This is a genomic window from Ravibacter arvi (assembly GCF_039540405.1).
Lineage (GTDB): Bacteria > Bacteroidota > Bacteroidia > Cytophagales > Spirosomataceae > Ravibacter > Ravibacter arvi.
Genome location: NZ_BAABEY010000028.1, coordinates 114,241 through 122,983, shown reverse-complemented (window position 1 = coordinate 122,983; position 8,743 = coordinate 114,241). Strand labels below are relative to the sequence as shown.

Genomic DNA, 8,743 nt, shown 5'->3' with positions numbered 1-8,743 from the left:
TGGCAACATGCTTAGCTGAGAGGTACTAATTGCCTGAGAAAATCCTGTTAATTACCGGCTTTGCTTATTTAAGAGAGGCTATTTTATACTTGATTGCAAGACGTCATTGAAATTTAAAGATTTTGTTGGCGGCGATAGGGCGGGTGTTCACCTCTTCCCATACCGAACAGAGAAGTTAAGCCCCGTTCCGCCGATGATACCGGGAAACCGGCAAAGTAGGTAACCGCCACAATCACTACCAAGACAAGGAGACTCTAAAAAAGGGTCTCCTTTTTTGCGTTAGGGCGGTCAGGTGTAAGGGATGAGGTGTGAGCCGTGAGGCTGGCAACGGACGGCTACAGGACGGTCATTCCGAGCGCAGTGGAGGAATCTCCCGGTCCCTGTACCCAATCCCTCGAACAGGGTTCTTAGTGACAAAAGGAGATCCTTCCGCTACGCTACCATTGATAACGCGATGGTTGGGGCGCACCGACCGGACGGTCATTCCGAGCGTAGCCGAGGAATCTCCCGCTCCCTGCACCAAATCCATTTCAACGGGCTTTTTAGTACCAGCAGGAGATCCTTCGACTCCGCTGCGCTCCGCTTCAGGATGACCATCCGGCAGATGCGCTACCATTGACAACAACAGGTTTGGAGCCGCTCCCACCGGCCGGTCATCCCGACCGCAGTGGAGGGATCTCCCGGTCCCCGTACCCAATCCCTTTCAGAGGACTTTTTAATACCAACAGGAGATCCTTCGACTCCGCTGCGCTCCGCTTCAGGATGACCATCCGGCAGATGCGCTACCATTGACAACAACAGGTTTGAAGCCGCTCCGACCGGACGGTCATTCCGAGCGCAGCCGAGGAATCTCCCCCTCCCTGCACCAAATCCCTTTCAACGGGCTTTTTAGTACCAACAGGAGATCCTTCGACTCCGCTGCGCTCCGCTTCAGGATGACCGTCCGGGTGGTAGCCTCCGGCTACCATTGACTACCTCGACAACATTTATTTGTCATTTCTATTCCAAGGTGTTTCGGCAAAAAAACTTCTCTCTCAGGATGACGAGGGAACTACAGCCGCGATGGCACATCCCCTGATCACTAAGATTTTTTTACCGTTTTGAAACAAATACCTGCGATCGGGCGTAAGGTATATTGTCTTAGAAAGTAAACACTTAGGCAAATTGCTACGAAGATCGGGGTCATCTTTTGAGGAGAATGACTTTGCAAGCCTGCTGAAAGCTTGTATTGAAGGCCATCGCCTGGCTCAACAGGCGATGTTTAAACAATATTTTGGCTTTGTAAAAGGAGTCGCCCTTCGTTATTGTGCTTCCTACGAGGAGTCGGAAGAGGTCTTGAATGAATCTTTTCTGAAGGTGTTTCAGAATCTGCAACGATACGACCCGGGTCAACCCTTTAAAGCATGGGTAAGGACGATCGTGGTGAATACGGCGATCAGTTACTACCGGAAGAACAATAAACATACCCGCGACCGTATCACGCTCGAGGATGCCCCTGTACCGAAATTTGATGACCATACGATCGAACGCCTGACCGGCGAGGAGATCATTGCTCTGCTTCAAATTCTGAAACCTGTCTATCGCAATGTGTTTGTATTGCACGTGGTAGAAGGATATAACCACCGCGAAATAGCAGAAATGCTTGAGATTAATGAGGCAACCGTTAGATCGCACTACATGCGGGCGAGAACCCGGCTGCAGCACCTCATCCGACAATATTACCCCGATCTTTTTCCAGGTGATTGGGAACTTAGGTCTTTTAAGCAAAATGAAAACTAATCGATTTGACGAAACTATACGGAAAAAGCTGGAGGCGATTCAACCGGAGGTCACCGATCGGGATTGGAATAGTTTTCAGAAATACAGCGCGCTGCAAGAACCTGTCGTTTTAACCGGCAGGAACCGGAAATGGGTTGCCTACGGGGTAGCTGCCAGTGTTCTGGTAGCCATGATGGGCGTCTGCGGCGTGTTGTATCGGCAGAACCAGGCCCTTGAGTCGGAGCTGGTCAGTCTCAGGCACGCGGTCGGGAAACTGACAAAGGAGTTAAATAGCTTGCCGGCAGATTCCGGCTTCCGGGAAGAAAGAGACCAGGCGTTGGTAAATGCAGATCCTGAGCAACCCGGCATCGATTACGGTGAGATTCAGGGAGTGCCGGAGGAACCCGAACAGCCAACGGAAAAAGTCCATCGGCCAAGCCAATATGCCGAAGCTTTTGAGCAACCCCACCGGCCGGCTGTTCGTCAAGTACAAGCGTTGAAAGCCGGCGAGCCGGGCACCGTTCCGCAGATGGCCGCAGAGAGCCGTTTTTCCTCCTCTGGGCACAGATCTATCCCGGAAATCACCCAGATTACTTCGGGTGCCCAAAACGCGGTGGAGCGAACAAAATGGACGGCTTCGATGGGTCCTGTCAACGGGAGGAGAGAGGTGGCTTGGGCTGTCCCGGCAAAAAGCGCAGCCCAAAGTCATCCGGCTATACAACAGTCCCTGCCAGGCGCCGGGGCGGTACCGAAGGCAGAGGAGCTTTCGAAACCCGCAGAACAGCAACGGGCTTTGCCTACTTTTATAACAGAACGCCCGTACCGTGTAGGTATTTCGGTTAGTACCACCCCCAGCATGCGTTCACTCGGTTTTGTAAACGAATTTCTTTTGTTTCGGAACATTTCAATTGCCTGGGGTATATCGCAAACCCGTTATGACCAGGTCAGGTTTTTCAACGAACGGGTTTTCGGGCACGAAACCGGGCAAAATTTCAGGAAGACGTTTGGGGGGGGAATGCCCTACAGTTCAGACATACAGAACATAAAAACACAGACGACACTGATCCAGCTTCCCGTGGCGCTTTCCTACCGGTATGCATTACCCGCCGGGTTTTCTGTTGCAGCCGGTGTATCGACGCACGTAAACCTGAAATTCAGGCAGAGCCTCGGCTATGATTTCTGGGACGGCTATCGTGTCAGGGAAATTTCCGGCTTAAAGTACAGGAAAATGAGCTACCCCATAGTCAACAACGTAAGCCCGGTGCTGGGGCTTGAGAAGCGCTTCGATCCACTCGTTCTCCAGGGTGAAGTTTTTTACCATTTCCAGAAGGATGATATCCCCTATCTGGATGCCGGCCGGGCTTTCGGGGGAAGGCTGAAGATCCTGTACCAAATAGGAAAGTGAAAGATCGGGCCAATCCGGTCCTGTTGGGAAAACGCACTTTTGTGTGTTACTTTGGGATTTGATATCAAGTAATGCAAAAAGTTAAGCTAGCCTAGCCCGTGAAATTTGCTGCAATAGACATCGGAACGAATGCTGCACGCATGCAGATTTCATCCGTTTTACAGTCAGACGTCACACGACTAAAGAAAGTTGAATATGTGCGCTTCCCGCTGCGGCTGGGCCATGACGTTTTCACTGAAGGGCGAATAACCGAATACAGTGAAGACAGGATGGTCAAGCTGATGCTGGCCTACCAGCTGCTGATGGAGCTTCATGAAGTAGAGGATTTTATGGCGTGTGCCACTTCGGCGATGCGCGAATCGGTTAACGGGATGGAGGTGCGTGACAGGATTGCAGGAAGAACCGGCATCCATATCAACATTATTGACGGGCAAAAAGAGGCGGAGCTGACCAACAACGTGGTTGTAAAAGCGCTGGACAATGGTCAGTATCTGCATGTGGACGTAGGCGGCGGCAGTACCGAGCTGAACCTGTACATGGACCAGGTTAAAATGGCATCCAAGTCTTTTAAGCTGGGTTCGGTACGGCTTCTTGAGGGAAAGGAATCCAAATCCGCCTGGAAAGCCATGCAAAACTGGATCCAGGACCATGTTAACTATGCGATCCCGGTGAAAGCTGTCGGGACCGGCGGCAATATCAACAAGCTTTTCGATCTCTCTTCCAAATTGACGGAGCATTCCACCAGCCTGGAGGAGATAAGACGGATGCGTGACTATATCGCTTCTTTTTCGTTAGAAGACCGGATCAACAAGCTGATGCTGAACCCGGACCGGGCCGATGTTGTTGTTCCTGCAGGCGATATCTACATAGCTGCAATGGAGTGGTCAGGGGCCGAAGTCGTTAAAGTGCCGGATGTGGGCTTGAAAGACGGTATTCTCCAACTGCTTTATGAAAGACATCTCCGTAAAAAGAAACCTGCTGTGATGAAGTAGGCGGATCAATCCGGATCTGTTAGCAAAATAGGCCGGCAAGTATTTTCCGACGCGATGAATTCGCCGGATCAAATCAACGAAATGGCTGGAATCAAATACTGGACAATACCCGGACTTGCAGGTTCGAATGCGGCGCACTGGCAAACCATTTGGGAACAGTTACGACCAGGTGATTTCAACCGGGTGGAACAGGACAACTGGGATTGGCCGGTTATGACCGAATGGACCAAACGACTGAATGATCGCTTGCTTCAGGCAAGCTCGCCGGTGATATTGGTGGCGCACAGTATGGGGTGCCTTACAGCCGTTCACTGGAGCCGGCACTACGCGTCTGAAAAAGTGGTCGGCGCTCTCCTGGTAGCCCCGGCCGACGCCGAACAATCCGAACGGTTGTCGTTTGTGGAGGGCTTTGCGCCTATCCCGATACAAAAACTTCCCTTCCCGACCGTGGTAGTTGCCAGTACAAACGATCGTTATATGACGGCGGGCCGGGCGGCGTATTTTGCTGAAAAATGGGGCAGTGAATTTATTGAAGTGGGTGAACAAGGTCATATCAACGCATCTTCAGGACTCGGTGACTGGTCTTTCGGGCAAAGGGTTTTGAAAGACCTGACGAATAAAGTGAAACCAACCAAATAATGGTGCTATGTGGCGAAATCTAAAATGGTTAGTGCCGGCGATCATCACGATGATTGCCTTTTTTCAATGCAGCAACCGGAAACAGGAGCTTAAAACCGGGGATTGGCGGGGCGTATTCTGGGTAGATGACGAACCCGTCCCTTTCCTTTTTAAACTCTCTGCTACTGACGGGAAAACTTCTTTCGTGGTACCTGGAGGAAGCCGGGAAGATCACTATGAAGTCAGCTATGTGGGCAATGACTCGATCCATGTTTCGCCCGAGACATTCGAATACAGGTTGTTCGCGAAAATTCAGCCTGATGGCCGTCTGACAGGGGAATATCGGGACCTGACGCCGGGCAATACTTCCCGGGTCCTCAGGTTTGAAGCCGAGCAGAATAAGAACTATCGCTTTGTCAGGCCGGAGGACAGGAAAAAGCCGGCTGCTGACCTTACCGGGAACTGGTCGTTAAAAATTGCCGAACGGCAGGGCGATGCCGCTAACCGGGTGGCAACGCTTTTGCAAGAGGGTAATGACCTGAAAGGAATTGTGCTCGCAATAACCGGCGATACCGGTGATCTTGCCGGGGAAATCAGCGGTGACGAATTCTGGCTGTCCGGCTTTAGCGGCATGGGGGTCACCCTGGTTAAAGGAAAAATAGATCAGTCAGGGAAAATAAGCGGTAGTATCGGGTTCGGAACCAAGGCATTGCATTTCTCCGGCGAGCGGAACGAATCAGCAGCGCTGGCGGATGCGTATAGTCTGACCTACCTGAAGCCGGGCTTCAGGGAGCTGGAGGTCAGATTGCCCAACCTGAAGGGCGACACGGTTTCTACCACTGACTCCCGGTACAAAGGGAAGGTGCTGGTTATCGAAATCCTGGGAAGCTGGTGCCCCAACTGCCGCGATCAGATAGAGTTTCTGAATCCCTGGTATGAGAAGAATAAAGACAGGGGAGTGGAAGTGCTGGGCGTTGCCTTTGAAATGAAAGACGATTTTGCGCTCGCCGGGAAATTACTGGGCCGAATGATCGACCGATATGATATCGGGTATGAGATCCTGTATGGCGGTACAACCGACAGCACCAACGTTCAGTCGAAATTTAAGGCGCTGAACAGGTTCCTGGCTTTTCCTACCACTATTGTAGTGGGCCGTGACGGGAAGGTAAAAGCCATACATACCGGCTTCTCCGGGAGGGGGACGGGTAAGTTCTACGAGGAATTTGTCGTCAGGTGGAATCGTGAGATGGACAAATGGCTCGCCGAACCCGCTGAATAGTGATGACCGCACCCCAATTGACCTTCAGTGCCGGGCTGAAATCGAAGCTTCCCGATGTCGGCACTACCATTTTTACAACCATGTCGCAGATGGCGCAGCAGTATAATGCGCTCAATCTGTCTCAGGGCTTTCCTGCGTTTGACCCGCCTGCCTTTTTGACGGAAAGGTTGGTTCATCACTTGAAACACAGTACGAACCAGTATGCGCCTATGGCGGGGGTACCGGCGCTCAGGGAGGCGTTGTCTGAAAAGGCAGTGATGCTCTATGGTGCGGCGTATAATCCCGAAACCGAGATCACGATTACTTCCGGTGCGACTGAGGCCCTCTTTTGCGCGATTTCATCGGTAGTGGGCATAGGGGATGAGGTGATCGTTATAGAACCGGCCTATGACAGCTACGCGCCTGCTATCCGGCTTTGCGGCGGTATCCCGGTTTATCTCACGCTTGAGTCGCCGGATTTTTGCATGGATTGGGAGCAGCTGGCTAGGCTGATTTCTCCCAAAACCCGGCTGATTATCATCAATACGCCTAATAACCCGACCGGTCTGGTCTGGGAAAAGTCAGACCTGGACCGGCTTGCCGCCCTGGTAAGAGGAACCGGTATCTTTGTCATCAGCGATGAGGTATATGAGCACATCGTCTTTGACGGAGCGCATTTTTCCGTGATGATGCATGAGGAACTGGCGCCCAGGGCGTTTGTTATCGGTTCATTCGGAAAGACATTCCACATTACCGGATGGAAGGTAGGCTATTGTTATGCGCCGGAAGGCCTGACGTGCGAGTTCCGTAAAGTTCATCAGTTCCTCACCTTTAGTGTATCTGTAACGGCCCAATTCGCCCTGGCAGATATCCTGTTGCGGGAGAAGGCGCACTATCTCGGGCTTTCCGCTTTCTATGAACATAAGAGAAACCTTTTCAATGATTGTTTGAAACAGACAAGGTTCCGGTTTACACCGGCAAAAGGTACCTTTTTCCAGACGGTATCTTTTGAAGGGCTGACCGATGAAACCGACAGAGAATTGGTGGAACGCCTTACCAGGGAAACACAGGTGGCGGCGATCCCGGTTTCAGCTTTTTACCGTCATCCAAAAGGAGGGAAAATGATCCGGTTTTGTTTTGCCAAAGATGACGACACATTGCTGGCCGCAGGTGAAAGGCTGTGCAAAATACAATGGTAAGGCCGGTGTCAGGCGGCTGAATCAAGGCCTGCTTTCGGTAGTCTGACGTAAAATACGGACAAGTCGTGAAGACGTTGGAAACCGATTTCGCCACCCATAGCCGCCACAAATTCCCCGCAGATTGTGAGCCCGATTCCAACGCCTTTTTCACGTTCGGTACCCAGGTCGGGGTGGAGGTGTTGTTTGAATAAGAGCGCTTCCTTTTCAGCATCCACACCAACGCCATTGTCGGTGACGGAAATCTCCCAGGCATCACCCCGATCGGTGGCGCCGACATTTATTGTCCCCCCCTGGCTTGTGAATTTAATGGCATTGCTGATTAAATTCCTCAGGACGATTTCCAGTCTTTCGAAATCTCCGGAAACCACGACGTCGCTTGAAATGGTGGTAGAGAGTTGGAGGCCCTTATCCGAAGCGATACCATTGTACACATTAAAGGTATCAATCAGCGCGTCTGAGACCACCACGGGTGCCAACCGGATATCTTCTTCATTGTCGAGGTTGTTTCGACTCCACGAGAGCAAATTGAGGAGCAGGTTCTGTGTGTCGGTGGTGACGCGAAGCAATTCCTTTTCCAATAACTCTCTTTTATCGTGGTCCAGTTCGTGATCGCGCCATAATTTCAGGTACTGTTTGACGTTCCTCAGCGGGGCGTTGAAATCGTGGGAGATGAGCGAAATCAACTTGTCTTTGCGGAGATTTGACAGGTTCAATTGATTCGCTTTTTGCAACGCCGTGTTGCGCTCTTTCGTATAATTGCTGATAACAAAGGTGAAAGTTATAATCGAGAGAAAGATAAAAACCAGGATGGTCGATCCGATATCAATGAACCTGTCCTCCAGGCTTTTGTAGGTGTTCTGCACGGTGTCCGGGTAATTGTACTCGTAAATCATAACCATCACGACCGACATGGCGATGAAGGCCCCCGCCCACCATTGTTGTCTGGGCGGAGTTATGGCCATAGCGATAAATGCCCATGATGCGAATGACAACATCCCGGATCCGTTAATACCGGAATTTGAAAAGTAATTGTAAACGAAAAAGATATAAAACAGCAATAATGTGAAGGTTCGGCTCACGTCGGTTTTCCCGCCAAACCGCGAAAGCCTGAAAAGATAGTATTGCAGAACCGTGAGAACGCAGGCTGCAGCGGCCAGCCAGTGTAACCCTATCAGGAGGCTGAAGGGTATGTTGTAAGCCATTACCAGCATCACCATAAGGCAAATGGAATGATATATGCGGGCTTGGAGCGGGAATGCCACAGGACTGCCGACCAGGTATTTCCAAAAACGTAAAATACGGTGATCAGAAAAGGAAACATGGCGTTTTTCCCCGGTATGGATGTTCATAGGGTTGTGGGATTGATGCAAAACTTGGGGGCTATCGGGAAATAAAAATGGTAAAAATAGTACACTTTTTATTTTATTTGTAGAATAACTTTTATTAATTATTTCCTGACCTCATAGAATGCATTTATATAACCTTCAAAAAGGGTCGATAAAAGTTTTTCTGT

At 50.8% G+C, this 8,743-nt stretch carries 10 protein-coding genes and 1 rRNA gene; 7 read left to right on the top strand and 4 right to left on the bottom strand.

Annotation, left to right across the window (positions count from 1 at the left end; all coding sequences use genetic code 11):
- Positions 1-124: 124 nt before the first annotated feature.
- A 5S ribosomal RNA gene (rrf, locus tag ABD852_RS16200) occupies positions 125-232 on the top strand.
- A gap of 114 nt (positions 233-346) precedes the next feature.
- Here rrf and ABD852_RS16195 read toward each other — a convergent pair.
- From ABD852_RS16195 to ABD852_RS16185, 3 genes are read right to left on the bottom strand one after another with little or no spacing between them, the layout of a single operon-like run.
- Positions 347-616, bottom strand: a complete 270-nt coding sequence (locus ABD852_RS16195) for a hypothetical protein (protein WP_345030766.1) — start codon at positions 614-616, stop codon at positions 347-349.
- Positions 610-789, bottom strand: coding sequence for a hypothetical protein (locus ABD852_RS16190; protein WP_345030765.1), 180 nt, complete (start codon positions 787-789; stop codon positions 610-612). Before ABD852_RS16190 ends, ABD852_RS16195 begins: the two co-directional genes overlap by 7 nt.
- Positions 783-968, bottom strand: a complete 186-nt coding sequence (locus ABD852_RS16185; protein ID WP_345030763.1) for a hypothetical protein — start codon at positions 966-968, stop codon at positions 783-785. The genes ABD852_RS16190 and ABD852_RS16185 overlap by 7 nt, the downstream gene beginning before the upstream one ends.
- A 196-nt stretch (positions 969-1,164) precedes the next feature.
- Between ABD852_RS16185 and ABD852_RS16180 the strand changes: the two genes are divergently transcribed.
- The 6 genes from ABD852_RS16180 to ABD852_RS16155 all read left to right on the top strand — a co-directional run bounded on the left by ABD852_RS16180 (position 1,165) and on the right by ABD852_RS16155 (position 7,230).
- On the top strand, positions 1,165-1,779 hold the full coding sequence (locus ABD852_RS16180) for an RNA polymerase sigma factor (protein ID WP_345030761.1): 615 nt from the start codon (positions 1,165-1,167) through the stop codon (positions 1,777-1,779).
- Positions 1,769-3,163, top strand: coding sequence for a hypothetical protein (locus ABD852_RS16175; protein ID WP_345030759.1), 1,395 nt, complete (start codon positions 1,769-1,771; stop codon positions 3,161-3,163). Before ABD852_RS16180 ends, ABD852_RS16175 begins: the two co-directional genes overlap by 11 nt.
- A 98-nt stretch (positions 3,164-3,261) precedes the next feature.
- Complete coding sequence (locus ABD852_RS16170; protein WP_345030757.1) at positions 3,262-4,155, top strand: Ppx/GppA phosphatase family protein; 894 nt, start codon at positions 3,262-3,264, stop codon at positions 4,153-4,155.
- 81 nt (positions 4,156-4,236) lie between these two features.
- Positions 4,237-4,794 carry an RBBP9/YdeN family alpha/beta hydrolase gene (locus ABD852_RS16165; RefSeq protein WP_345030756.1) on the top strand — a complete coding sequence of 186 codons (558 nt, stop codon included), beginning with the start codon at positions 4,237-4,239 and terminating at the stop codon, positions 4,792-4,794.
- A gap of 7 nt (positions 4,795-4,801) precedes the next feature.
- Positions 4,802-6,052 carry a peroxiredoxin family protein gene (locus ABD852_RS16160; protein WP_345030755.1) on the top strand — a complete coding sequence of 417 codons (1,251 nt, stop codon included), beginning with the start codon at positions 4,802-4,804 and terminating at the stop codon, positions 6,050-6,052.
- A 2-nt stretch (positions 6,053-6,054) separates the two neighbouring features.
- Positions 6,055-7,230: a methionine aminotransferase gene (locus ABD852_RS16155; RefSeq protein ID WP_345030754.1), complete on the top strand. Its 1,176-nt coding sequence runs from the start codon at positions 6,055-6,057 to the stop codon at positions 7,228-7,230.
- Positions 7,231-7,238: 8 nt separating this feature from the next.
- Here ABD852_RS16155 and ABD852_RS16150 read toward each other — a convergent pair whose 3' ends face one another.
- Positions 7,239-8,579, bottom strand: coding sequence for a sensor histidine kinase (locus ABD852_RS16150; protein WP_345030753.1), 1,341 nt, complete (start codon positions 8,577-8,579; stop codon positions 7,239-7,241).
- Positions 8,580-8,743: the final 164 nt, after the last annotated feature.

What these genes read in the sequence shown, in the direction of transcription:
- ABD852_RS16165 (WP_345030756.1), top strand. Translation starts at nt 4,237, where the DNA reads ATGGCTGGAATCAAATACTGGACAATACCCGGACTTGCAGGTTCGAAT.
- ABD852_RS16175 (WP_345030759.1), top strand. Translation starts at nt 1,769, where the DNA reads ATGAAAACTAATCGATTTGACGAAACTATACGGAAAAAGCTGGAGGCG.
- ABD852_RS16150 (WP_345030753.1), bottom strand. Translation starts at nt 8,579, where the DNA reads ATGAACATCCATACCGGGGAAAAACGCCATGTTTCCTTTTCTGATCAC.
- ABD852_RS16160 (WP_345030755.1), top strand. Translation starts at nt 4,802, where the DNA reads ATGTGGCGAAATCTAAAATGGTTAGTGCCGGCGATCATCACGATGATT.
- ABD852_RS16190 (WP_345030765.1), bottom strand. Translation starts at nt 789, where the DNA reads ATGGTAGCGCATCTGCCGGATGGTCATCCTGAAGCGGAGCGCAGCGGA.
- ABD852_RS16155 (WP_345030754.1), top strand. Translation starts at nt 6,055, where the DNA reads ATGACCGCACCCCAATTGACCTTCAGTGCCGGGCTGAAATCGAAGCTT.
- ABD852_RS16185 (WP_345030763.1), bottom strand. Translation starts at nt 968, where the DNA reads ATGGTAGCCGGAGGCTACCACCCGGACGGTCATCCTGAAGCGGAGCGC.
- ABD852_RS16195 (WP_345030766.1), bottom strand. Translation starts at nt 616, where the DNA reads ATGGTAGCGCATCTGCCGGATGGTCATCCTGAAGCGGAGCGCAGCGGA.